This window comes from Halomonas sp. PGE1 (assembly GCF_013000985.1).
Taxonomy (GTDB): domain Bacteria; phylum Pseudomonadota; class Gammaproteobacteria; order Pseudomonadales; family Halomonadaceae; genus Halomonas; species Halomonas alkalicola.
In genome coordinates, this window is record NZ_CP053032.1 from 291373 (window position 1) to 313162 (window position 21790).

A 21790-nucleotide genomic window follows, 5' to 3' on the forward strand; every position below is an offset into this window, starting at 1 on the left:
AGCAAGGCGCCAGGCGGCCCGCTGCGGTGGGCCGCGGCGGCCTTCCCCTCCATGGATTCGGATTCGGTGGCGAGATCGAAATGAAGCTGCGACTGATGCTCTGGCTGCTGGCCTTCCTGCTCAAGCGCGCCCTGCGCCGCAAGGCCCGCTTCCGCGAGCTGCTGACCGAGATGCGCGGCCTCGATTGGGGCATCGCCACCGAAGACCTCGCCATCGCCCGCCACTACCGGATGACCCCCCGCGGTATCCAGTCCGGGCGCGGCCTGCCGGTGGACCTCGACCTGGAGCTGCGCTTCGAGGACGAGGCCACCGCGCTCCAGGTGCTCAGGAAACCCACCCAGCAGGCCTTCCTCGATGGCATGATGGCAGGCACCGTGCGTCTGGTCGGTGATTCCGCCGATCTGCAGAAGCTCCAGAAGCTCCTCCGGCACCTCTGATCCACCTCTGACCTCTCACCCTCGCCTCGCTGCCCGGCTCCTGGGTCGTGAGGGTTACACCTGCCCGTAGCGGCCCGCCTCCTCGCCCAGCCAGCGCCTGACCAGCGGCCGGCTCGCCTCCGGGTGGATGGCCAGCAGCGCCTCGGCCAGCGGAGCGACGCGCTCCAGCAGGTCGGCGTCGCGCTCCAGGTCGGCGATCTTCATCTGGGCCAGGCCCGTCTGGCGGGTGCCCAGCACCTCGCCGGGGCCGCGCAGCTCGAGGTCCTTCTCGGCGATGCGAAAGCCGTCGTTGGTCTCGCGCATCACCGCCAGGCGCTCCTTGGAGTGGGCGGAGAGCGGCGGGTGATAGAGCAGCACGCAGAAGCTCGCGGTGGAGCCGCGCCCCACCCGGCCGCGCAGCTGGTGCAGCTGGGAGAGCCCAAGCCGCTCGGGGTTCTCGATGATCATCAGGCTGGCGTTGGGCACGTCGACCCCCACCTCGATCACCGTGGTGGCCACCAGCAGGTCCAGCTCGCCGGCCTTGAAGGCGTCCATCACCGTGGCCTTCTCGGCGGCCTTCATGCGCCCGTGCACCAGGCCGATGGCCAGTTCCGGCAGGGCCTCGGTGAGCTCGTCCCGGGTCGCCTCGGCGGCCTGGCACTCCAGCACCTCGGACTCCTCGATCAGGGTGCAGACCCAGTAGGCCTGTCGCCCCTCGGCGCAGGCGTGGCGGATGCGTGCCACCACCTCGGGGCGCCGCTCGTCGGGCATCGCCACCGTCTTCACCGGGGTGCGCCCGGGGGGCAGCTCGTCGATGATCGAGACGTCGAGGTCGGCGTAGGCGCTCATCGCCAGGGTGCGGGGAATGGGGGTCGCGGTCATCACCAGCTGGTGGGGCGTCAGGCCCCCGGCCTCGCCCTTCTCGCGCAGGGCCAGGCGCTGGTGCACCCCGAAGCGATGCTGCTCGTCGACGATGGCCAGGCCCAGGCGCTGGAAGTGCACGTCGCCCTGGAAGAGGGCATGGGTGCCCACCACCATGCGCGCGCGGCCGTCCTGGATGGCCGCCTTGGTGTCCAGGCGCGCCTTGCCCTTGAGCTTGCCGGAGAGCCAGGCCACCTCGATGCCCAGCGGTTCGAACCAGGCCCGGAAGGCACGGTAGTGCTGCTCGGCGAGGATCTCGGTGGGCGCCATCATCGCCGCCTGGCAGTCGCCGGCGATGGCGGAGAGCGCGGCCATGGCGGCCACCACCGTCTTGCCGGAGCCCACGTCGCCCTGCACCAGGCGCAGCATGGGCACCTCCCGGGCCAGGTCAGCGCCGATCTCGTCGAGCACCCGGCGCTGGGCGCCGGTCAGCGAGAAGGGCAGCTGGGTCAGGAAGCGCGCCTGCAGGCCGCGCCCGGAGGGCAGCGCCGGGGCGCCATCCTCCTGGATGCGCAGGCGCACCGCCTGCAGGCTCAGGCGGTGGGCCAGCAGCTCCTCCAGGGCCAGGCGGCGGCTGGCGGGGTGGCGGCCGCTGGCCAGGGCCTCGGCATCCACCTCCGGCGTCGGCTGGTGCAGCACGTGCAGGCAGTGGTGCAGCTCGGGCAGGCGGAAGCGGGCGCGCAGGTCCTCGGTGATCCAGTCCGGCAGCGCCTCGGGATGGGCCTCGAGCAGGGCCAGGGCCTGCTCGATCAGCGCCCGCAGGCGGGTCTGGTGGAGCCCCTCGGTAGCGGGGTAGATGGGGGTGAGATGATCCTCCACCGGCGGAGCGTCGGCCTTGAGCAGGCGATACTCGGGGTGGTAGAGCTCGAGGCCGGTGGCCCCGGCGCGGGCCTCGCCGAAGCAGCGCAGCCAGCTGCCGGGCTGGAACTGCTGCTGCTGGGCCGGCGAGAAGTGGAAGAAGCGCAGGCTGAGCAGTCCCGAGCCGTCGCGCAGCCGCACCAGCAGGCTGCGGCGGCGCCCGCGCACCACCTCGGCGGCGACCACCTCGCCCTCCACCACCGCCTCGTGGCCGGCGCGCAGGGTGCCGATGGGGGTGATGCGGGTGCGGTCCTGGTAGCGCAGCGGCAGGTGGAAGAGCAGGTCGGCCACGCTCTCGAGGCGCAGCCGGGCCAGCTTCAGGGCCAGCGCCTCGCCAACCCCCTTGAGCGATGTGACCGGCGCGTCGAGTGCATTCATGCCGGCATGGGGTCGGCCTCGCGGCAGCGGGCGATGGCCTCGGTCACGGCGTCGATCGCCTTGGGCCGCGGGAAGCTGGCCCGCCAGGCGATGGCCACGGTGCGCGAGGGTGCGGGGGGAGCGAAGGGGCGGCTGACCAGCAGGCCGCTCTCGTAGTGGACGGTGCCGATGGCCGAGCGGGGCAGCACGGTGATGCCCAGCTTGGAGGCCACCATGTGGCGGATGGTCTCCAGCGACCCCCCCTCGGCGGTGAGGGTGTTGTTGGGGCTGGCGAGCTTCTGGCTGATGGCCGGGCAGGCCTCGAGGATCTGGTCGCGGAAGCAGTGCCCCTCGCCGAGCAGCAGCAGCCGCTCCTTGAGCAGCTCCTCCTTGTGGATGACCTCGCGCTCGGCCCAGGGGTGGTCCGCCGGCATCAGCACCTCGAACTCCTCCTCGTAGAGCGCCTTGGTCAGCACGTCGGTCTCGGTGAAGGGCAGCGCCACGATGATGGCGTCCAGCTCGCCGCTTCTCAGCTTGCGGCGCAGGTTGCCGGTGAAGCCCTCCTCGATGTAGAGCGGCATCTGCGGGGCGCCGCGGCGCAGCTCGGGCACCAGGTGCGGGAACAGGTAGGGTCCGATGGTGTAGATGGCGCCTAGCCGCAGCGGGCTTGCCAGCTGGTCCTTGCCGGCGTTGGCCAGCTCCTTGATCACGCTGGTCTGCTCCAGCACCCGCTGGGCCTGCTCGACGATCTTCTCGCCCAGCGGCGTCACCTGGACGGTGGACTTGGAGCGCTCGAAGAGGGCCACGCCCAGCTCCTCCTCGAGCTTCTTCACCGCCACGGAGAGGGTCGGCTGGGAAACGAAGCAGCGCTCGGCGGCGCGTCCGAAGTGGCGCTCCTGGGCGAGTGTCACGATGTAGCGGAGTTCTGTTAGAGTCATCGTGGTTGCCTTGCAGGCATCCTCTTGAAATTCCAATAGGGACTTTTTATCAGGGGGCAGGGAAAAGGTGAAGACAACAACGCTGATTCTAGGCTGTGGGGATATCGGGATCGGGCTTGGCCAGCGGCTCAAGGCGGCCGGCCAGCGGGTAGTAGGCGTGCGCCGCAACGTGGCCGCGCTGGAGGGCAGCGGCCTCGAGGCCGCCGGTGCGGACCTCACCGATCCCACCAGTCTCGCCGCCCTGCCCGATGCCGACGTGCTGGTCTACGTGGCCAGCGCCGACCACTTCGAGGAGGAGGCCTACCGCGCCGCCTACCCCGCGGGGCTCAAGGCGGTGCTGGAGGAGTTCGGCGCCCGCAAGAAGACGCCGAAGCGGGTCTTCTTCGTCTCCTCCACCAGCGTCTACCCCCAGCAGGCCGGTGAGGAGGTGGACGAGGCGAGCCCGGCCGAGCCCACCGGCTTCGCCGGCCTGCTGATCCGCGAGGCCGAGCAGGCGCTGTTCGACCACCCCCTGCCCGGCACCGCGGTGCGCTTCTCGGGCATCTACGGCCCCGGCCGCGATCGCCTGATTCGCCAGGTGAGCGAGGGGCGCATCGCCCCGGAAAGCCCCGCCATGTACACCAACCGTATCCATCGCGACGACTGCGTCGGGGTACTGGCCCACCTGATCGAGCGCAGCCTGGCCGACGAGCCCGTCGACGACCTCTATCTGGCCAGCGACTGCGAGCCGGCGCCGCTCCACGAGGTGATGACCTGGCTGGCGAAGCAGCTCAAGGTGGAGGCCACCGAGACCATCCAGTCGCCGCTGCGCCGTCGCGCCAGCAAGCGCTGCCGCAACGCCCGCCTGCTGGCCAGCGGCTACGCCTTCCGCTACCCCAGCTACCGCGAGGGCTATATCCAGGTGCTCAGGGAGGGCGGCTTCCTCCCCGAGAAGGCGTGAATTTGCCCAATAAATTGGTTCTGGTATGGATTGGCCTGTTCGGCGGTTCAGTGTGGGCGGCCGGCCGTGCCGGGCGAATGGAGGCCGAAGGACTCCCTGGTGGCAGGTGCAGAGTAGGCAACACCGCCGAGGCGCCTTCGTTGCCATTCGTCGAGGCGTCGAACCGTCGGTGGACCCAAGCTCCCACAGGGCAGTGTTGTACCCGAGCACAATCAGAGCGCGAAGCGGTAGCCCAGGGTCAGGGTCTCGAAGCCGTCATTCGGCCTCTTGATCCCGGCGTTGGAGTAGTGGGTCAGCGCCAGGGAGAGCTCCCCCCCGGCCCAGGGCATTCCCACCGCCAGGCGGTCCTCGAACTGGAAGGCGGTGGAGAGGTTGCGCGCCTCCACCCGGGTCTTGAGGAAGAGGGCGGCGCCGATGCCCCCTTCCAGGAAGAGCTCCCGCTCACCGGCGAAGGTCCAGCGCAGCGCCGGAGAGAAGAGCAGGGCGGCGTTGCCGTCCTGCTCCTCGCTGGAGAGCAGCAGCAGGCCGGTGGCCAGCCGCAGGTCCAGCCTGGGATGCAGGCTCTCCAGTGGAAAGCGGCGGTCGACCTCCACCTTGAGGGCGACCGTGGATTCGCTGGTGGCGCCGGCGGCGACCTGCAGGTCGGCCATGGCCGGGCCTGCGGCCAGCAGCAGCGTCAGAGCGGCGCAGGCCGCGCGATGCGACTCGAGAGACATTCCCTTCTCCCCGCATGTTCCTGATGGCTCAGCTCACCCGAGAGCGCGCCAGAGGCGCGTAGCGAACGGGCTGGCCGTCATTGATCGAATGAATCAGCGTCACCTGATTATAGGGCCATTCGAGGTCTACGTCCGGCAAATCGTCGGCCTCGAGGCGCTCCGCCCCGCGCAGCAGGGTGACGTGGGGGATGAAGCGGGAGGGGCGCCCCGGCAGGCCGTGGGCTTCCAGGCGCTCCCACAGCCGCTCGTGCAGTTCCTGGAGGGCGGTATCCGGGCGGCGACCGCCCACCCAGACGATACCCGGGCGACGGAAGTGACCCCAGACATCCAGCGTCCAGTGCCCGGCGGGGATGGCCAGCGAACGGATCTCTTCCGACAGCTCCTCGGCCTGCTTGTCGCCCACCTCGCCGAGAAAGGCAAGGGTCAGGTGGAGGCTCGCGTCCGGCATGCGTCTTCCGCCGCAGCGGGCCTGGGCCACATCGGCCAGGGCGCCGAGCCGCTCGCGCAGTCCGGGCGGCGGCATCAGCGCCAGAAAGAGCCTCATTCCCCTGTCAGTCGCCGATGACCATCACCGCTTCCGCCTCGAACTGGGCGCCCTTGGGCAGCGCCTTGACGCCGATGGCAGCACGCGCCGGATAGGGCATCTCGAAGAACTCCTCCATCACCTTGTTGACCACCGCGAAGTTGTCCAGGTCGACCAGGTAGAGGTTGAGCTTGACGATCTCGCCCAGGGAGCCTGCGGCCTCCTCGCAGACGGCCTTGAGGTTGGTGAAGACCTGGCGGGCCTGGGCCTCGAAGTCGTCGGAGACGATCTCCATGGTGGCCGGGTCCAGGGGGATCTGGCCGGAGAGGTAGACGGTGTTGCCGGCCTTGATGGCCTGGGAGTAGGGGCCGATGGCGGCGGGCGCCAGTTCGGTATTGATCACGGCCTTGTTGCTCATGGTGTGCTCCGTCGCGAGTTGTGGTGCGTGATAACGAAAAAGCGGCCCGGCTGCCCCATCGGGAGGGCAGAGCCGGGCCGATGGGGTAACTCAGTTGCCGAGCCGGGTGATCCGCTCGACGTGGGAGAGGTTGCGCAGCCGCTTGATGATGCGCGCCAGGTGGACGCGGTTGCGTACCGCCAGGGTCAGGTTGACGGTGGCCAGGCGGGCGTCGCGCTCCTCGATGCCGATACGCTCGATGTTGGCGTCGGCGTCGGTGACCAGGCCGGCCAGTTCTGCCACCAGGCCGCGTCGGCTCTGCACCTCCAGGCGCAGCGCCACCGGGAAGTCCTCGGCGATATCGTCGGACCACTCCAGGGCGAACAGCTTGTCGGGGTCGCCCTTCAGCTCGCCCAGGTTGCGACACTCGGCGCGGTGTACCACGATCCCCTTGCCCACCGAGAGGTGGCCGATGACCGGGTCGCCGGGCAGCGGATGGCAGCAGCGGGCGAACTTGATCACCATGCCCTCGGCGCCGCTGATCACGATGGGGCCGTGGGCGCGGGGCCTCTCCCCGTCCGGCGCGACCTCGCCATGGTGCAGGTCGAGCAGGCGGCGGGCCACCACGTGGGCGACCCGGGTGCCCAGGCCGATGGATTCCAGCAGGACATCCTCGTTCTTAAGGCCGAGCTCGCCCAGTAGCGTGGCCAGCGGCCCGTCGGGGAGCTCCTCCAGGCTGGTCTCGAACTCCGCCAGGGACTTGTTGAGCAGCCGCCGGCCGAGCTGGACCGCCTCGGTATGCTGCTGGTGCTTGAGGGCGTGGCGGATCGCCGAGCGCGCCTTGGCGGTGGCGACGAAGTTGAGCCAGGCCAGGTTGGGTCGTGCGCCCGGGGCGGTGATGATGTCCAGGGTCTGGCCGCTCTCCAGCCGGGTGGAGAGCGGGGCCAGGTGGCGGTCGATGCGACAGGCGATGGTGCTGTTGCCGATATCGGTATGCACGCTGTAGGCGAAGTCGATCACCGTGGCGCCCTGGGGCAGCTCCATGATGTCGCCCTTGGGCGTGAACACGTAGATATCGTCGGGGAAGAGGTCATTCTTGACGTGCTCGATGAACTCCAGGGAGTCCCCGGCGTGGCGCTGCATCTCCAGTAGCCCCTTGATCCAGGAGCGGGCCCGGGCGTGGCTGCCCTCGGCGATGGGGTGCTGGGTCTGGCCGGCCTTGTAGAGCCAGTGGGCGGCGATGCCGTTGTTGGCCATGGCCTCCATCTCGCGGGTGCGGATCTGCACCTCGATGGGCATGCCATTGGCGCCGAACAGCGAGGTATGCAGGCTCTGGTAGCCGTTGGCCTTGGGGATGGCGATGTAGTCCTTGAAGCGCCCCGGCACCGGCTTGTAGAGGTTGTGCACCACGCCGAGGATGCGATAGCAGCTGTCGACGTCCTCGCAGATGATGCGGAAGCCGAACACGTCCATGATCTCGGCGAACGACTTGCGCTGGTCGCGCATCTTCTTGTAGATCGACAGCAGGTGCTTCTGGCGGCCGACCACGGTGCCGGAGAGCCCCTCGTCGTCGAGGCTCTTCTGCAGGTTGTTCTGGATCTGACGGATCGCCGAGCGGCGGTTCCCCCGGGCGCTGGAGACGGCGCGCTTGATGCGCTCGGCGCGCATCGGATGCAGCGCCTGGAAGGAGAGATCCTCCAGCTCCACGCGGATGGTGTTGATGCCCAGGCGGCTGGCGATGCGGGCGTAGATCTCCAGGGTCTCGCGGGCGATGCGGCGCTTCTTCTCCGGGCGCAGCGCCCCCAGGGTGCGCATGTTGTGCAGGCGGTCGGCGAGCTTGACGATGATGACCCGGATGTCCCGGGACATCGCCAGCACCATCTTCTGGAAGTTCTCGGCTTGGGCGACCGCCTTGTCCTCGAAGGCGATCTGGGTCAGCTTGGAGACCCCGTCGACGAGCTCCGCCACCGGCTTGCCGAACTGCTCGGCCAGTGCCTCCTTGCCGACCCCGGTATCCTCGATGACGTCATGCAGCATGGCCGCCATCAGGCTCTGATGGTCCATGTGCATGTTGGCGAGGATATTGGCGACGGCGAGGGGGTGGGTGACATAGGGCTCGCCGGAGCGCCGGCGCTGGCCGTCGTGGGCCTGCTCGGCATAGTAGAAGGCGCGCTTGACCTGCTGGATCTCGCTCTGGGGAAGGTAGCCGCCGAGACGGTCGGCGAGGTCATCGATGGTGAACATGCGGCGCGCCCTGATTCCTGCGTGAGTGTCCTGGGAAGGATGACGGCGCCCTGGCGCCGTCGTGGATCACTCCTCGCCGGCGCCGCCGAAGTAGGGCTCGCGCACCGGGCGCACGGCGGGCTCGACCGGCTCGTCGAGGACGCTGGCGTCGACCAGGCCGGCGGCGATCTCGCGCAGGGCGACCACGGTGGGCTTGTCGTTCTCCCAAGGCAGCTGGGCATCGCGGGAGCCGCGTGCCAGCTGGCGTGCGCGTGCGGTGGAGATCATCACCAGCTTGAAGCGGTTCTCGACATTTTCCAGACAATCTTCGACTGTGACTCGCGCCATGGGGGGTGCCTTCCTGTAAAGCGTGCGGGAACCCGGCGCTGCACACGCGGTGGGCGTGTGGACGGATTCCACCTATGGGTAGACCTGATAGGTTACTCGACCGCCGGTTGCCCTGACAAGCGCTGCAGTGCAGCGCTTGTCAAGCTCAGCAGAGCAGCGCCTGCAGCAGCGGGGCGTGGGCCTGGCCGGCTCGCTCGTGGCTCAGCCGCTGGGCGATCACCAGCGCCTGAAGCTCGCGCAGGGCGGTGGTGAAATCGTCGTTGATCACCAGGTAGTCGTATTCGTCGTGGTGGGACATCTCGCTGACCGCGTCGCGCATGCGCCGCTCGATCACCGCGTGCTCGTCGGTGCCGCGGCTGGCTAGGCGGCGCTCCAGCTCCTCCCGGGAGGGGGGAAGGATGAAGATGGAGACCGCATCGGGCATCTGCTGACGCACCTGGCGGGCGCCCTGCCAGTCGATCTCCAGGATCACGTCCTGGCCGGCGGCCAGGGCGGCCTGTACCGCGGGACGCGAGGTGCCGTAGTAGTTGTCGAAGACCCGGGCGTGTTCGAAGAACTCGCCGCGCTCGATCATCGCCTCGAAGGCCGCCACGTCAACGAAGTGGTAGTTGACCCCGTCCACCTCGCCGTTGCGGCGCTCGCGGGTGGTGTGCGACACCGACACCTGGATGCCGTCGAGGCTCTCGATCAGCTCGCGCACCAGGCTGGTCTTGCCGGCGCCTGAGGGGGCGGAAACGATGAAGAGGGTACCCTGGGGCATGGTCGGCATCCCTGTGTGACAGCTGGATGAAGCGGCATGGGCCGAAGGAAAGCGCGCAGTATCGCATGAATCGGCGGCGCGCTGCAGGCCTACCGGGCCCTCGAATGCCCGGAAATCAGATGATTCAGCTCTTCCAGGTAGGCCTCCAGAACCAGGTTGGGCGGCCTATCTGCTCGCGCCCGTGCTCTGAGGCTGGATGTCGCCGCCGTGGTGCATCCCTGGCATCGTCAGTCCCTGACGTCGAACGCCAGCACGCCGGTCACGTCCGAGAACGTCATACGCACCTGCCAGGCACCCGACATGGGGAGCGGCGCCGCGACCGCGTAGCTGTCGCGGTCGGTCGGTTCGGCCGTCCGGCTGAGTGACATGTCATGGCCGGGCATGACGAAGGTGATCGGGACGCGCATGGCCTGTCGAGGCGGGTTACCGTCGGGCCCGCGCAGCTGGAAGGAGAGTTGTGCCTGTTGCTCGGCATCGATCACGAGACTGCCCGCCACGCTCCACTGGTGCACCGTGCCGGAGAAGCGGACCCCGCCGCGTTCTGCCCCCGACTGAGTCGGTACCGGGCCGTCGACCCGGAGGGTCGTTTCATCCCCCGCCATGAAGGGCATGGCCATGAGCACGGCCAGCACCAGGAAGCAGGGGATCCCCACGGCGAGCGCGACAAGGCGGGCAGAGCGATTGGGTTGACTGGAATTGAGAGCCATCGAATCACTCCTCCGATGATGTACGTTGCGTGCCGGAGAGCGGCAGGGTGAGGCAGAAGGTCGTGATGCCATTCTGAGAACGGACCGCGACGTCTCCACCATGGGCCTTGACGATTGATCGGGTGATGGGGAGTCCCAGACCTGCGCCTTTGCCATGGTGGTTGCGGATGTTGTCGGCGCGGTGGAAGCGATCGAACAGTTTCGGTAACTGATCGGCGGGGATCGTCTCTCCAGGATTGATGACACACAGTTTCGCCATATCCTGGTCATGGGTAATGGTGATCTCGATCGTGCCGCCAGGGGGAGTGTGCCGCACGGCGTTCGACACCAGGTTGGCAATCGCTCGGCGAAGCATCAGGTGGTCGCCGGTGACTGTGGCGGTACCACTCAGCTGCATCCTGACCTGTTTCTCCTCGGCAAGGGCATCATAGAACTCCAGCAAACCGGTCACTTCCTCCTCCAGATGGACCGGTTCGGCAGGATTTGGCAGTAGCCCATGATCGGTCTTGGCCAGGAACAGCATGTCGGCGATCATTCGCGCCAGTCGTTCCAGCTCCTCCAGGTTGGAGTGCAGTGCGTCCTGGTATTCCTCTGTGCTGCGTGGTCGTGACAGGGCGACCTGGGTTTCGGTAAGCAGGTTGGACACCGGGGTGCGCAGTTCATGGGCGATATCCGCCGAGAACTCGCTGAGGCGTTGAAAGTCGGCTTCGAGCCTGTTCAGCATGCCATTGAACGCATTGGCCAGCTCGACCATTTCCGGTGGCGTGGCTTGCAGGTCCAGCCTTTCCTCCAAGCGTTCTGCTGACAGCCGTTTGGCCGTTGCCGTGATCCGCTTGAGGGGGCCCAGACCTTGACGTGCGACCAACCAACTGAGCAATGCCGTCAGCAGGGCGGCTATCGCAATGCCCGTCCAAAGATAGCGGCGGGTGTCCTGGAGAAAGTGGGCATGGTGGGTGATATCCAGGCCCAGCAGGACGCGTACCGGTATGGGCTGTGCAAGAGGAAGGAGCTGCTGAACTTCATGGCCAATGAATTCGTGGCCGGCCACGCTCCAGCGAGCGCTGGGTGAGCTGACCTCTCCATTCTTTACTGGCTCGAGAAAGTCCGGTTGGTAGGCGTAGAGTATTCGCTGCTCCTCATCGCGGATGGAGACGGAGAGTGTGGCTTGGCTCGTCAATAGGTCGTCAAGATATCTGGGCAGTGTATTCAGCGCGGCAGGGCTATCGACTCGATCAAGCAGGTTCTCGATCATGTTCAGCTTTGCTGTCAACTCCATATGGTCGATTTCGTCGAAGTGATCCCGAATCAGGTACTCGAGCCACAGGCCAAGCAGCAGCAGCAGGATTGCCACCAGCAAGGAGTAGAGTGTGGCCAGGCGGGCCGTCAAGGAACGTGGGTAAAGGCTCATTAGCTATTTCCCGGCTCCAGCACATAACCCATGCCGCGTACGGTCCGGATCAACTTCTCGGGGAAGGGACCATCGACCTTGGCGCGTAGCCGTCTGACGGCTACGTCGATGACGTTGGTATCGCTATCGAAGTTCATGTCCCACACCTGCGAGGCTATCAGTGAACGGGGGAGGACTTCTCCCTGGCGGCGAATCAAGAGCTCTAGCAGGGCAAACTCCTTGGCGGTGAGGTCGATACGTTCGCCGGCTCGAGTCACACGCCGTCGCAGCAGGTCGAGTTCCAGGTCGGCAGCGCGGAACACTTCTGGCTCACGTGCCTTGCCGCGCCTGAGCAGGGAGCGAATCCGCGCCAGTAGTTCGGAGAAGGCGAACGGCTTGACCAGGTAGTCATCCGCCCCGAGCTCGAGCCCCCGCACTCTGTCGTCGACCTCGTCTCGTGCGGTCAAAAACAGTACGGGTACGTCCTGCCCTGCGCGGCGCACCATTTGCAGGATGGTCCAGCCATCCATCCCAGGCAGCATGACGTCAAGCAGCAGCAGGTCATACTCCCCGGTCTGCGCCAAGTGCAGGCCATCCAGGCCATCGCGCGCCAGGTCAACGACGAAGCCGGCCTCTCTAAGGCCTTGCGCCAGATAGTCGCCGGTCTTTGGCTCGTCCTCAACAATCAATAACTTCATGAAGCCTCCACTGGCGGGTCTGGCTCGACATGACAAAAATGTCATTTTCGAGTCAGCATCCTGTCCGCTACTGAAACGTACTATGCCTACATGAACAAGCAACACGGGGGATGAGTAGGCAGAATGGTTACTCTAACACGCCCGAAGTTGAAAGTAATAGTCCTGACGATTGCAAGATAATTTGGCGTAATATTCATCGTAAAAGTGAGGTGTATCATGATCAAGAAGATTGCTCTTACCGCTGCCGTTGTTAGCCTGTTCTCTGTCCCGGCTTTTGCCAATTTTGGCACCACGGCATCAAGCGAAAGGGTTCTGCAGGAAGGTAGCACGCCTAGCGTGATCATTAATTCTGGCCAGCCGCATACTTACCAACTCAACCTGGATGAAGCCGCAACGGTCAGGATTGCTAGCAGTCACTTCCCCGGGATGCACTCCATACTGCCAATGAAAGCCGAGTTGATCGATGCTCAGGGCAATACCTTGAGTCAGGTGAGGTCTTCTGGTGGCGACTTTGAAATTCGAGAAGCATTGCCGGCCGGCCAGTATAGCCTGGTGGTATCAGGGAATTCCGCACCGGGTGGGGAAAGTTGGGACGCCCATCGTTATAGCCTTCACGTTGCGTTCGAATAATCCGCTATTCAAGCTTTGAAGAAGCATGGCTGGCCGGCACCCGTCGGCCAGTTTGATACATATAACCAAGATTGTTTATGGCTTTTGGCCATGGTGCATCCGCCATGGCGCTGTTCTTGCCGCAGTGCACAGGTGAGTATGGAGGGTGGTGAATGGGCTCTCGGTTACCCAAGATGTTGGCTGTGGCGTTAAGCACGGCTTTTATGTTGCCTTTGCCGGTATTGTCAGAGCCGGTGCTTTCTCTGATGGAAGCTGAGCGGCTCGCTCGCATCGACGACCCTGCCTCGCTGCGCTACCAGGAGCTGGCTGAGGCTCGACGTGAGGCCGCCATCTCGGCCAGACAGCTTCCCGATCCCATGCTGATCATGGAGGTCATGGACGTCGCACGAGAGGGTCTTTCCATCGATGACGACACCATGACCCAACTGCGTGTGGGAGTGCGCCAGACCTTCCCGAGAGGCGACAGCCGTCGATTGGCAAGCGAGCGGGAAGGCGCGTTGGCCATGGCTGACGCAGCTCGTGGCAGCAACGCAGAAATCACTGCCGTTCGCGCCGTGCGGCGTGCCTACCTGTCGCTCTACGAGCAGCGCGCCATCCGGGAAGTGCTGGAGAAGAGCCAGCCCTTGTTCGAGGACCTGCGCGATATCACCGAACGCGAGTTTGCTTCCGGCTTTGCCGATCAACAGGATCTGTTACGCGCCGAACTGGAGCTGAGCCGGTTGCATGATCGCCTGCTTTCCGTTCAGGCACAGGAAGCGGCAGCACGGGCCCAGCTTGCGCGTTGGGTCGGTCAGGATGCCATTTCACGCCCCTTAGCCCCCGACCTGCCCGACCTGCCCGACCTGCCCGACATGACCGCGCCGGCGGATGCGTTGCTGTCGCACCCGCTGCTCGCCGCAGAACAGGCTCTCGTCGATGCCGGCAACCACGGTGTCGAGCTGGCGCGTCAAGGCTACAGGCCTCAGTGGTCGGTCGAGCTGACCTATGGCACGCCAACGGAACGGGGCATGGACATGCCGGATCGCATGTCGGCGATGGTCATGGTCGACCTTCCGCTCTTTACACGCCAGCGCCAGGACCGCGATCTATCGGCCAGCGTGCACCGTCGTGAGGCCGCCCAGTATGCCTGGGATGCACAGGCCCTCGAGTTGCAGCGCCAGGTGGGGGAGACCCAGGCCAGGTGGCATCAGTTGAGCGAGCGTGAGCGTCAGTATGCAGAGCGCCTCCTTCCGCAGGCCAGGGAGAACGCCGAAGCCGCCGAGCATGGGTATCGCAATCGCACCACGGACTTCAACTCGCTTGTGCGTGCACGCCTGACCGAGCTGGAAACGCATATCGAGGCCGTGCGTATCGGGTCGCAGCGTCGCCTTGAGCAGGTGGACCTGCTCTATCTACTGGGAGAAAACGCATGAAGGCGTTCGCTGTCATCGTCCTGCTGGCTGCGGGGGCTGCCGCAGGCGCCGCTGCCGTGACCTACTGGCCGGGTTCCCACGCACACGTTGCCGCGGTGGACACGACCAACGGTGAGAGAGAGATTCTCTATTACCGCCACCCACATAACCCCTCCGTGACCTCTCCCGAGCCGCGCAAGGATGAGATGGGCATGGACTTCATTCCGATCTATGCGGGTGGCGGCGACGCGACGCCCGGCACAGTCAGTATCAGCCCTGTCGTGCAGCAGAATATGAATGTGCGTATCGGCTCGGTGGCTCGTGGTGATCTGGCGCGCCTGGTCGAGACAGTCGGCTTCGTCGACTATGACGAATCGAGACTCAGCCACGTTCACCTGCGTACTCAGGGCTGGATCGAGGAACTCAGCGTCAGAACCACCGGCGAGCGAGTCGAGGAGGGGCAGCTGCTGTTCCGCCTCTATTCGCCGGAACTGGTCAATGCGCAAGAGGAGTTGCTGCATGTCGTGCGTCGTGGCGGCAGTCCTGCTCCTGCGCGCGAGCGCCTCCGGGCGCTGGGGGTCAGTGCCGCCGAGATTGCCGAGATCGAGCGGGCCGGTCAGCCGCGCCGACTGATCTCCGTACGGGCGGGGCAGAGTGGGGTAGTGGAGTCGCTGAACGTGCGTGAAGGCATGTATGTCACACCGGGCACCGAGGTGATGACCATTGCCGACCTCTCGCAGGTATGGGTGATTGCCGACCTGTTCGAGCATCAGGTGGATGCCGTGGCTCGAGGTGACGCCGCCCATGTGAAGCTGCCCTTCCGCCCGGGCGAGCGTCTCGAGAGCAAGATCGACTATATCTATCCGAGCCTGAACAGTCAGACGCGAACCGTTCAGGTTCGCCTGGCCTTTGACAATCCCGGTGAGCGACTCAAGCCGGGAATGTATGCCGATGTCCAACTGACCACTCGACCGCTGCAGGGCGTCCTGTACCTGCCGGCCGAGGCCGTGATCCGTACCGGCAGGCAGGACCGCGTCATCCTGGCGCTGGGTGAAGGGCGTTTCCAGGCGCGTGAAGTTCAGGTAGGGCGTCGTGCCAACGGCAACCTGGAGATCATCGAAGGCCTCAAGGAAGGAGAGCGCGTGGTTCTCTCCGGCCACTTCCTGCTCGACTCCGAAGCGGCAGCCAGTGCCGAGCTGGCGCGCATGACCGAAGCCGAGCAGGAGAGTTCGGATGGCGATGTCTGGGCCGATGGGCGCCTGATTTCCATCGACCGCGATGCCCGCGTGCTTAACGTCGACCACGCGCCGATTCCCCTGCTGGGCTGGCCGGCAATGGTCATGGACTTCACCGTGGCCGATGATCTCGAACTCGATGGGCTGCACGACGATATGCCGATGCGCTTCCGCATGCGCGAGCGCGAGGAGTTCGTCTACGAAATCACCGCCATCGAGCCGCTGAGCCACGACCACTGAGGAGTCGATTCATGATCGAAAGGATCATCACGTGGTCGCTGCACAATCGCCTGCTTGTGCTCCTGGTAACGGCCATTTTCGTCGTCTGGGGGCTCTTCACCGGCAGGCAGATGCCGCTGGATGCCATTCCTGATCTCTCCGACGTTCAGGTGATCGTTCATACCAGCTATCCCGGCCAGGCCCCCCAGGTGGTGGAGGATCAGGTTACCTATCCCCTGTCGACGGCCATGCTGGCCGTACCCCAGGCGCGGGATGTGCGCGGGTTCTCCATGTTCGGCGACTCCTACGTCTACGTGCTGTTCGAGGATGGCACCGATCCCTACTGGGCACGCTCCCGCGTGCTCGAGTACCTGAGCCAGGTGGCGCCGCGGCTGCCAGCCGGCGCCACGCCGGCGCTGGGGCCGGACGCCACCGGTGTGGGCTGGGTCTACCAGTACGCCCTGGTGGACCGCAGCGGCGAGCTCGACCTGGCCGGCCTGCGCTCGCTGCAGGACTGGTTCCTGAAGTTCGAGCTGCAGTCCGTGACGGGCGTGTCCGAGGTCGCCACGGTGGGCGGCATGGTCAAGCAGTACCAGGTGGTGCTTGACCCGAATCGTGCGCGTGCCTATGGGCTGACCCTGTCCGGCATCCGCTCGGCCATCGAAGGCGCCAACCGCGAGGCAGGTGGTTCGGTCATCGAGATGGGCGAAGCGGAATACATGGTGCGCTCGCGTGGCTACCTCACCGGCATCGAGGAGCTACGCCTGGTGCCCGTTGGCCTCGGCGGCGACGGAACCCCCGTCTTGCTCGAGGACGTGGCCGAGATCCGCATCGGCCCTGCTGCCCGTCGCGGCATCGCGGAGCTGGATGGCGAGGGCGAGGCCGTAGGCGCCCTGGTGGTCATGCGCCATGGCGAGAACGCGCTGGCCACCATCGAGCGGGTCAAGGCACGTCTCGATGAGCTGCGACCGAGCCTGCCCGAAGGCGTCGAGATCGTGGAGACCTACGATCGCTCGGTGCTGATCCAGGAGTCGGTCGACAACCTGACGGTCAAGCTGCTGCAGGAATTCCTCATCATCGCACTGGTATGCATCGTCTTCCTGCTCCACTTCCGCTCGGCGCTGGTTGCGATCGTGGCACTACCGATCGGCATTCTGGCGGCACTCATGATCATGCAGGCCAAGGGCATCAACGCCAATATCATGTCGCTGGGCGGCATTGCCGTGACCATCGGCGCCATGGTGGACGCCGCCATCGTCATGGTGGAAAACCTGCACAAGCGGCTCGAGAAGGCGCCCCCGGGCGAGGATCGCTGGCATACCGTGGCCGAGGCGGCCAAGGAGACCGGCCGGCCGATCTTCTTCGCGCTGTTGATTATCGTGGTCAGCTTCCTGCCCCTGTTCACGCTCCAGGGACAGGAGGGTCGGATGTTCCAGCCGCTGGCCTTCACCGGTACCTATGCCATGGCGGCGGCCGCCGGACTGGGCATCACCCTGGTGCCGGTGCTCATGGGTTACCTGGTGCGTGGGCGCATACGCCCTGAGTCTGCCCATCCGCTGAGCCGCATGCTGATTGCCATATACCGCCCCGGGCTGGATGCCCTGCTGCGCTATCCCTGGGCCACCATTGCCGCAGCAGTGCTGATTGCCGCCAGCGTGGCCTATCCGGCGACCAAGCTGGGCAGTGAATTCATGCCCCAGCTGGATGAAGGCGATCTCATGTACATGCCCTCGCTGGAGCCCGGTGTCTCCATCGGCAAGGTGCGTGAATTCATGCAGCAGACCAATCGTCTGATCATGTCGGTACCGGAGGTGGATCGTGTCTTCGGCAAGGCGGGGCGTGCCGATACGGCCACCGATCCGGCCCCGATCGGCATGCTGGAGACCGTCATTCGCTTCAAGCCCCGCGATCAGTGGCGCGAGGGCATCACCAAGGCCGATATCATTCGCGAGCTCGACGAGGCGGTGAGCTTTCCCGGGGTGGCGAACGTCTGGGTGCCGCCGATCAAGACGCGCATCGACATGCTTTCGACCGGCATTCGCTCTCCCGTGGGCATCAAGGTGGCGGGTGCCGACCTGGCGGAAATCGAGCGCATCGGTCGCGAGATCGAACGCGTACTCCAGGACGTCCCTGGCACGGCCTCAGCCTATGCCGACCGCACCGCTGCCGGGCGCTATGTCGAAGTCGATATCGACCGGCGCGCTGCCGCGCGTCATGGCGTCAACGTCAGTGACCTGCAGGCCATCATTCAGACGGCGGTGGGTGGGATGAATGTCAGCGAAACCGTCGAGGGGCTGGAGCGCTATCCCATCAACCTGCGCTACCCCCAGGATTGGCGTGATTCGCTGGAGAGCCTGCGGGACCTGCCGGTCATCACCTCGACAGGAGCCTATCTCCCCCTGCAGGCACTGGCGAACGTGGGCATCGTCGACGGCCCGGCCATGATCCGCACCGAGAATGCACGCCTCAACGGCTGGGTCGTGGTCGACATTCGCGGACGCGATATCGGCTCCTACGTGGCCGAGGCGCGCCAGCGTGTGATGGATCAGGTCGCTCTGCCGGCCGGGTATTCGGTCACCTGGTCGGGCCAGTACGAATACATGGAACGGGCCAAGGAGCGCCTGCAGTGGGTGGTCCCGGTGACCATCGTATTGATCTTCCTGCTGCTCTACCTTTGCTTCCGTAACGTCGCCGAGACTTTCATGCTGATGGGGTCGCTGCCGTTCGCTGCCGTCGGCGGGGTGTGGCTGCTCTACTGGCTTGCCTATGACATCTCGGTGGCCGTGGCGGCGGGTTTCATCCTGCTGATCGGACTGTCGGCGGAGTTCGCCGTGGTCATGCTGATGTATGTCCGTGGCGCAGTGGAGCAGCGCCAGCCGAGTACACGTGGTGAGCTGCGCGAGGCAATTATCGAAGGGGCGGTCATGCGGGTACGCCCCAAGGCCATGACCTCTCTCACGGTAGTGCTGGGTCTCAGCCCGCTGCTGATGGATTCCGGCCCCGGCTCCGAGGCCATGCAGCGCATCGCTACGCCGATGGTAGGAGGCATGATCTCTGCCCCCCTGGTTTCACTGCTGCTCATTCCCGTCCTCTACTGGCTATGGCACCGGCGACACTTTCCCGAGTCTGTCTCGTCAGAGGCTGCGCTCAGCAACACCAAAACCCAAGGAAACCTGTGATATGAAAAAGATCGTACTTCAGCTGGCAGTCGTGATGGGCGTTATGGTGGCGCTACCTGCGATGGCGACCAGCGATCATGGACACGGCAAGCATGCCGGTCATGGCGCCAAGACAGGACATGAGCATCAGGAAATGCGCACAGCCGAAGGCTTCGGTACCGTACAGTCGATCACGCAGGATGGCTATAGTGTCGTGCTGGCCCATGAACCCATCGCCGAGCTTCGCTGGCCGGCCATGACCATGGAGTTGGCTTTGGCCGATCCGACCTTGGCAGAGGGTATTGACGCCGAGGAACGTGTTCGCTTCGTGCTGCGCCAGACCGGCGAGACCGATTATGTCATTGTGTCGATCGAGCAGGTGAGGGCCCCGTAAGGCGGCCTTATCCTGGCGATAAACGCAGTGCCCTGGCGGCATCGTGGACGTGCTTCCCCCAGTGTCAGGATGACTGTCGTGCCCTCTGATACCCTGTTCCTATAAACCGATCAGGGGGCGAAAGGAGACACTCATGCCTCGTTACTCAGAGGAGCGCCGGCAAGCCGTGGTCACCAAGCTGCTGCCTCCCCACAACCTCTCCCCGCAGGTGATCGCGGAGCAGGAAGGGATCTCGCTGGGCACCGTCTACACCTGGCGCAAGCAAGCCCGCGCCGAGGGACGTTGCCTGCCGGACGCGCTGGGCAAAGGCACCGATGGCTGGTCGTCCAAGGACAAGTTCAACGCCGTGCTTGAAACCGCCTCGATGAATGCTCAGGAGACCGCGGAATACTGCCGCCGTCGGGGCATCTTCCCCGAACAGCTGGGGCGGTGGCGGCATGACTGCGAGCAAGCCGCCAGCCTCTCGCACTCGGAACGCCAGCGTGAAGCCGACGAGGCCAAGCAACAGCGCAAGCGCATCAAGGCGCTGGAAAAGGAGCTCGCCCGCAAGAACGAGGCCCTGGCGGAGACCGCAGCGTTACTGGCCCTCAGAAAAAAGGCGAGGGCGATCTGGGGGGACGAGGACGCATGATCAGCACCCCAGATCGCCAACGCGCCATCGCGCTGATCGAAGAGGCCAGGGCCCAGGGGGCCCGCCTGGAGGCCGCCTGCCGAGAGCTGGGCATCACCGCCAGGACGTACCAGCGCTGGACGCGCGGCGGCGAGCTGCACGAGGACCAGCGCCCTTTGGTCGGCCGGCCGGTGCCGGCTAACGCGCTAACACCGGCCGAAGAACAGGAGATCCTCGACGTGTGCCACCGCCCCGAGTACGCCAGCCTGCCGCCAGAGCAGATCGTGGTGCGCCTGTTCGACGAGGAGCAGCGCTACTTGGCCTCATCCTCGTCGTTCTACCGCGTGATGCGCAAGCACCACGAAATGGTGCATCGGGGCCGTGCCAAGCCACCTCAACGCCGCGCCAAGCCCACGACCTACCAGGCCGCTGCGCCGAATCAGGTGTGGTCGTGGGATTGCACGTGGCTGGGCGGCCCGATCAAGGGACAGCACTACTACCTGGTCATGATGGTCGACATCTTCAGCCGCAAGATCACCAGTTGGGAGGTGTTCCTGGCCGAGTCGGCCTACAACTCCCGCACCGTACTGGAGCGGGCCGTGCTGGCCGAGCGGATCATTGACCAGCCGCTGGTGCTTCACGCGGACAACGGCAGCCCGTTCAAGGGTGCGACGCTGCTGGAGAAGCTTCACGAGCTCGGCATCACGCCATCCTTCAGCCGACCGCGGGTCAGCAACGACAATCCCTACTCAGAGGCGCTGTTCCGCACCTGCAAGTACCGCCCCTGCTACCCCACTGACGGGTTCGCCACGCTCGACAACGCCCGCGAGTGGGTGGCTGGCTTCGTGCGGTGGTACAACCACGAGCACCGGCACAGCGGCATTCGCTTGGTGACACCGGCACAGCGCCATGCGGGCGAAGATAAGGAGGTGCTGGCCAAGCGCCACGTCATCAATCAGGCGGCGCGTGACGCCAACCCTGCGCGATGGAGCGGCAAGACCCGCAACTGGACGCCGATCGGTACCGTGTCACTCAACCCGGAGCGGGAGCTCCAGGTCACCGTCGCCGAACCGGAAAAACAGGTGGCCTGAATGACCTCAGAGGCGACAGATTCCTTGACAACTACCGGGACCGCAAAGATCCCTACGATGTCCTGCTGATCCATGTCGATCGCAGCACCAGCGTCTATCAGGCATATCGCTGACCAGCGCGAATGAAACGGCTAATGGCTCGGGATCAATCTCGGGATCAATGAGGAGAATGCAGTCATGAACACAGTGGATCTCGACGTGCAAGGCATGAGTTGCGGCTCATGTATCGCGAAGGTCACCGATGCACTCAAAGAGTTGCCGGGAATCAATGGGGTGGAGGTACATCTGGCCACGGGCCGCGTTCGTGTCCGTGGCAACTTCGACCAAGGCAGCGATCCGCTGCTGTCGACATTGCAACAGGCCGGATATCCCGCGCGCCTGTCAGACAGCGACGTCCTGTCCAGCCAATCAGCGGGCGGCAATGGTCGCCGGGGTTGCTGCGGCTGATTTTCTCGAAAACTAGAAAAGGTGCAACGCACATGAACCGTATTTCTCAAATTCGCTCTCTGATTGTCGGTACCAGCCTCGCAATCGGCCTGCTGATCACATCGGTTGCCCAGGCTCACATCTCCCTCGTCGAATCCACACCGGCGGCCGATGCCGTCGCCGCGACCCCGAAGCAGATCGATCTCGTCTTCAATGAACGGCTTGTACCCCGCGCCTCGCGCCTGGAGCTGAGCGCCATAAAGAACGGCGAAGTCACGGAGAAATTCGAGCATATCGACATTGAATTCATCAACGACGGCAAGACACTACGCGCCAAACTGCATCATCCTCTCGGAGCGGGCGTCTACCGCGTGCAGTGGCGCGCCGTCGGCGACGACAACCATCCGATGACCGGAGAATTCAGCTTCACTGTCGAATAAGCAGGTG

21 protein-coding genes are annotated in these 21790 nt (G+C 65.3%); 10 read left to right on the forward strand and 11 right to left on the reverse strand.

Annotated features, from left to right (window positions below):
- The first annotated feature begins 80 nt into the window (after positions 1 to 80).
- Positions 81 to 437, forward strand: a complete 357-nt coding sequence (locus tag HIR79_RS01435; RefSeq protein WP_110069429.1) for a hypothetical protein — start codon at positions 81 to 83, stop codon at positions 435 to 437.
- A gap of 54 nt (positions 438 to 491) precedes the next feature.
- On the opposite strand, the gene recG is transcribed toward HIR79_RS01435, so the two are convergent.
- The gene (recG, locus tag HIR79_RS01440; RefSeq protein WP_110069430.1) at positions 492 to 2573 is read right to left on the reverse strand and encodes an ATP-dependent DNA helicase RecG; all 2082 of its coding nucleotides are present in this window, start codon (positions 2571 to 2573) and stop codon (positions 492 to 494) included.
- Positions 2570 to 3490 (reverse strand): hydrogen peroxide-inducible genes activator, encoded by a 921-nt coding sequence (locus HIR79_RS01445; protein ID WP_169956239.1) that lies wholly within the window; start codon positions 3488 to 3490, stop codon positions 2570 to 2572. The genes recG and HIR79_RS01445 overlap by 4 nt, the downstream gene beginning before the upstream one ends.
- A 67-nt stretch (positions 3491 to 3557) precedes the next feature.
- Here HIR79_RS01445 and HIR79_RS01450 point away from each other — a divergent pair, with 67 nt between their 5' ends.
- Positions 3558 to 4430, forward strand: coding sequence for an SDR family oxidoreductase (locus HIR79_RS01450; RefSeq protein ID WP_169956240.1), 873 nt, complete (start codon positions 3558 to 3560; stop codon positions 4428 to 4430).
- A gap of 212 nt (positions 4431 to 4642) precedes the next feature.
- Here HIR79_RS01450 and HIR79_RS01455 read toward each other — a convergent pair whose 3' ends face one another.
- The 9 genes from HIR79_RS01455 to HIR79_RS01495 all read right to left on the reverse strand — a co-directional run bounded on the left by HIR79_RS01455 (position 4643) and on the right by HIR79_RS01495 (position 12189).
- On the reverse strand, positions 4643 to 5146 hold the full coding sequence (locus tag HIR79_RS01455; RefSeq protein ID WP_169956241.1) for an acyloxyacyl hydrolase: 504 nt from the start codon (positions 5144 to 5146) through the stop codon (positions 4643 to 4645).
- A 28-nt stretch (positions 5147 to 5174) separates the two neighbouring features.
- Positions 5175 to 5690: an RNA 2',3'-cyclic phosphodiesterase gene (gene thpR, locus HIR79_RS01460; RefSeq protein ID WP_169956242.1), complete on the reverse strand. Its 516-nt coding sequence runs from the start codon at positions 5688 to 5690 to the stop codon at positions 5175 to 5177.
- A 7-nt stretch (positions 5691 to 5697) separates the two neighbouring features.
- Positions 5698 to 6087 (reverse strand): deaminase RidA, encoded by a 390-nt coding sequence (gene ridA / locus HIR79_RS01465; protein ID WP_169956243.1) that lies wholly within the window; start codon positions 6085 to 6087, stop codon positions 5698 to 5700.
- Between the two features lie 90 nt (positions 6088 to 6177).
- Positions 6178 to 8310: a RelA/SpoT family protein gene (locus HIR79_RS01470; RefSeq protein ID WP_169956244.1), complete on the reverse strand. Its 2133-nt coding sequence runs from the start codon at positions 8308 to 8310 to the stop codon at positions 6178 to 6180.
- A 66-nt stretch (positions 8311 to 8376) separates the two neighbouring features.
- Complete coding sequence (rpoZ, locus tag HIR79_RS01475; RefSeq protein WP_169956245.1) at positions 8377 to 8637, reverse strand: DNA-directed RNA polymerase subunit omega; 261 nt, start codon at positions 8635 to 8637, stop codon at positions 8377 to 8379.
- 145 nt (positions 8638 to 8782) lie between these two features.
- Positions 8783 to 9397, reverse strand: coding sequence for a guanylate kinase (gmk, locus tag HIR79_RS01480; protein WP_119022242.1), 615 nt, complete (start codon positions 9395 to 9397; stop codon positions 8783 to 8785).
- Between the two features lie 227 nt (positions 9398 to 9624).
- Positions 9625 to 10104 carry a FixH family protein gene (locus tag HIR79_RS01485; protein ID WP_169956247.1) on the reverse strand — a complete coding sequence of 160 codons (480 nt, stop codon included), beginning with the start codon at positions 10102 to 10104 and terminating at the stop codon, positions 9625 to 9627.
- Positions 10105 to 10108: 4 nt separating this feature from the next.
- Positions 10109 to 11512 carry a heavy metal sensor histidine kinase gene (locus HIR79_RS01490; protein WP_169956249.1) on the reverse strand — a complete coding sequence of 468 codons (1404 nt, stop codon included), beginning with the start codon at positions 11510 to 11512 and terminating at the stop codon, positions 10109 to 10111.
- Positions 11512 to 12189, reverse strand: a complete 678-nt coding sequence (locus HIR79_RS01495) for a heavy metal response regulator transcription factor (protein ID WP_169956251.1) — start codon at positions 12187 to 12189, stop codon at positions 11512 to 11514. The genes HIR79_RS01490 and HIR79_RS01495 overlap by 1 nt, the downstream gene beginning before the upstream one ends.
- Positions 12190 to 12405: 216 nt before the next feature.
- On the opposite strand from HIR79_RS01495, the gene HIR79_RS01500 reads away from it, so the two are divergent.
- From HIR79_RS01500 to copC, 8 genes are all read left to right on the forward strand, one after another.
- The gene (locus HIR79_RS01500) at positions 12406 to 12819 is read left to right on the forward strand and encodes a hypothetical protein (RefSeq protein WP_169956254.1); all 414 of its coding nucleotides are present in this window, start codon (positions 12406 to 12408) and stop codon (positions 12817 to 12819) included.
- Positions 12820 to 12971: 152 nt separating this feature from the next.
- Positions 12972 to 14231, forward strand: coding sequence for a TolC family protein (locus HIR79_RS01505; RefSeq protein WP_169956256.1), 1260 nt, complete (start codon positions 12972 to 12974; stop codon positions 14229 to 14231).
- Positions 14228 to 15685 carry an efflux RND transporter periplasmic adaptor subunit gene (locus HIR79_RS01510; protein WP_169956258.1) on the forward strand — a complete coding sequence of 486 codons (1458 nt, stop codon included), beginning with the start codon at positions 14228 to 14230 and terminating at the stop codon, positions 15683 to 15685. Before HIR79_RS01505 ends, HIR79_RS01510 begins: the two co-directional genes overlap by 4 nt.
- An 11-nt stretch (positions 15686 to 15696) precedes the next feature.
- Positions 15697 to 18843: an efflux RND transporter permease subunit gene (locus HIR79_RS01515; protein WP_169956260.1), complete on the forward strand. Its 3147-nt coding sequence runs from the start codon at positions 15697 to 15699 to the stop codon at positions 18841 to 18843.
- Between the two features lies 1 nt (position 18844).
- Complete coding sequence (locus HIR79_RS01520; protein WP_169956262.1) at positions 18845 to 19216, forward strand: copper-binding protein; 372 nt, start codon at positions 18845 to 18847, stop codon at positions 19214 to 19216.
- A 133-nt stretch (positions 19217 to 19349) separates the two neighbouring features.
- A protein-coding gene (locus HIR79_RS01525; protein ID WP_249322217.1) for an IS3 family transposase occupies positions 19350 to 20917 on the forward strand; the annotation gives its coding sequence in 2 pieces (ribosomal slippage) (positions 19350 to 19815 and positions 19815 to 20917; 1569 coding nt in all).
- 177 nt (positions 20918 to 21094) lie between these two features.
- Positions 21095 to 21364 carry a heavy-metal-associated domain-containing protein gene (locus HIR79_RS01530; protein WP_169956264.1) on the forward strand — a complete coding sequence of 90 codons (270 nt, stop codon included), beginning with the start codon at positions 21095 to 21097 and terminating at the stop codon, positions 21362 to 21364.
- 32 nt (positions 21365 to 21396) lie between these two features.
- Complete coding sequence (gene copC / locus HIR79_RS01535) at positions 21397 to 21783, forward strand: copper homeostasis periplasmic binding protein CopC (protein ID WP_169956266.1); 387 nt, start codon at positions 21397 to 21399, stop codon at positions 21781 to 21783.
- Positions 21784 to 21790 lie beyond the last annotated feature (7 nt).

Excerpts from the sequence above, each read along its gene's own strand:
- HIR79_RS01435 (WP_110069429.1), top strand. The coding sequence starts at position 81 with ATGAAGCTGCGACTGATGCTCTGGCTGCTGGCCTTCCTGCTCAAGCGC.
- recG (WP_110069430.1), bottom strand. The coding sequence starts at position 2,573 with ATGAATGCACTCGACGCGCCGGTCACATCGCTCAAGGGGGTTGGCGAG.
- HIR79_RS01445 (WP_169956239.1), bottom strand. The coding sequence starts at position 3,490 with ATGACTCTAACAGAACTCCGCTACATCGTGACACTCGCCCAGGAGCGC.
- HIR79_RS01455 (WP_169956241.1), bottom strand. The coding sequence starts at position 5,146 with ATGTCTCTCGAGTCGCATCGCGCGGCCTGCGCCGCTCTGACGCTGCTG.
- thpR (WP_169956242.1), bottom strand. The coding sequence starts at position 5,690 with ATGAGGCTCTTTCTGGCGCTGATGCCGCCGCCCGGACTGCGCGAGCGG.
- ridA (WP_169956243.1), bottom strand. The coding sequence starts at position 6,087 with ATGAGCAACAAGGCCGTGATCAATACCGAACTGGCGCCCGCCGCCATC.
- HIR79_RS01470 (WP_169956244.1), bottom strand. The coding sequence starts at position 8,310 with ATGTTCACCATCGATGACCTCGCCGACCGTCTCGGCGGCTACCTTCCC.
- rpoZ (WP_169956245.1), bottom strand. The coding sequence starts at position 8,637 with ATGGCGCGAGTCACAGTCGAAGATTGTCTGGAAAATGTCGAGAACCGC.
- gmk (WP_119022242.1), bottom strand. The coding sequence starts at position 9,397 with ATGCCCCAGGGTACCCTCTTCATCGTTTCCGCCCCCTCAGGCGCCGGC.
- HIR79_RS01485 (WP_169956247.1), bottom strand. The coding sequence starts at position 10,104 with ATGGCTCTCAATTCCAGTCAACCCAATCGCTCTGCCCGCCTTGTCGCG.
- HIR79_RS01490 (WP_169956249.1), bottom strand. The coding sequence starts at position 11,512 with ATGAGCCTTTACCCACGTTCCTTGACGGCCCGCCTGGCCACACTCTAC.
- HIR79_RS01495 (WP_169956251.1), bottom strand. The coding sequence starts at position 12,189 with ATGAAGTTATTGATTGTTGAGGACGAGCCAAAGACCGGCGACTATCTG.
- HIR79_RS01500 (WP_169956254.1), top strand. The coding sequence starts at position 12,406 with ATGATCAAGAAGATTGCTCTTACCGCTGCCGTTGTTAGCCTGTTCTCT.
- HIR79_RS01505 (WP_169956256.1), top strand. The coding sequence starts at position 12,972 with ATGGGCTCTCGGTTACCCAAGATGTTGGCTGTGGCGTTAAGCACGGCT.
- HIR79_RS01510 (WP_169956258.1), top strand. The coding sequence starts at position 14,228 with ATGAAGGCGTTCGCTGTCATCGTCCTGCTGGCTGCGGGGGCTGCCGCA.
- HIR79_RS01515 (WP_169956260.1), top strand. The coding sequence starts at position 15,697 with ATGATCGAAAGGATCATCACGTGGTCGCTGCACAATCGCCTGCTTGTG.
- HIR79_RS01520 (WP_169956262.1), top strand. The coding sequence starts at position 18,845 with ATGAAAAAGATCGTACTTCAGCTGGCAGTCGTGATGGGCGTTATGGTG.
- HIR79_RS01530 (WP_169956264.1), top strand. The coding sequence starts at position 21,095 with ATGAACACAGTGGATCTCGACGTGCAAGGCATGAGTTGCGGCTCATGT.
- copC (WP_169956266.1), top strand. The coding sequence starts at position 21,397 with ATGAACCGTATTTCTCAAATTCGCTCTCTGATTGTCGGTACCAGCCTC.